The sequence below is a fragment of the Paenibacillus sediminis genome, from assembly GCF_017873765.1.
In the GTDB taxonomy this organism is placed as follows: Bacteria; Bacillota; Bacilli; order Paenibacillales; family Paenibacillaceae; genus Paenibacillus_AG; species Paenibacillus_AG sediminis.
In genome coordinates, this window is the sequence record NZ_JAGGKP010000032.1 from 1 (window position 1) to 1,040 (window position 1,040).

Genomic DNA, 1,040 nt, shown 5'->3' on the forward strand with positions numbered 1-1,040 from the left:
CCAGCACTCAATACTATTTTTTATTTTCATATTTCACCTGCTATAAGATGTGGTTTTTGAGTTTAATTATTGTAGCAGATATTTCATATAACGTTGTTGTATTCACGACGCCCCACCACCTTAAGGTTCCGAAGGAACCGGCCGCGATGCGGTTAGGTGGTGCGGGTGTGTCCGGCTGAATAATCTTCCCTGCTGCTGAAATGCCTCTTCGAATATTCTTCTAACTTCTGCCGGACCGAGGACCGAATGGCCCGAAGCGTGAATATGGTGTTAAGCGAAGTCATTGCCCTCCATGATTGTCCTTACATATTTAATCCAGTCTTTATCATCAGTATTAATTTCTAATGTAGGCACTTTTGAAATTTCAGCTTGTTGTCTTAGTACATTTTGTGTATTTAATAGTTCATTTATTGATAAATTTACTTCATCTTTTGTTTTATTTACCCATTCATTGGGTTGTCGGCTTTTAATTCTATCCTCAGCAATTTCTGGCGAGATCGTAAGTAAAATACACTTAGCCCCTAGAGAAACAAGTTGTTCTTCAATTTCATTTATTTCAATGTTATTAGAATTAGGGAATGCAGCTCTATGATTAAGGTGAAACCTTTCAAGGACATAAAAAAGTCCCCTTGATCTTCTAGATGCAGGGCCTAACTGAACTGCCCATTCGTTAAGTTTCTTTAGCATGTCAATTCGTTCCCTAAGTAATTTAATATGTTCTACTCGTGATAAACTAACATACCCTCCATGGTTGTTATTTAATATTTGTGAGTAGTGTTCTCCAAGAATAACTACACTTCTCTCTGCAGTTTCATCTTGTGATTGATACTGTTTTATTGCTCTTAATACCGATGTCTTCCCGGCATTAGAATATCCTTCAAGAATTACGCCTCTAATATGCATTTGTCTTTCCTTTCTCTTGCAATGATTTCGCTTAACGTTCTCGTATTCACGACGCCCCACCACCTTAAGCCACGAAGTGGCGGCCGCGATGCGGTTAGGTGGTGCGGGTGTGTCCGGCTGAAATACTTCTACGCTGC

Annotated in this window: 1 protein-coding gene; it reads right to left on the reverse strand. The window is 39.5% G+C overall.

All coding sequences use genetic code 11. The features are described 5' to 3' along the window. Positions 1-270: 270 nt before the first annotated feature. Positions 271-1,040, reverse strand: a 770-nt coding sequence (locus J2Z20_RS17830) for a hypothetical protein (RefSeq protein WP_245252551.1), incomplete at its 5' end; no start/stop codon positions are given.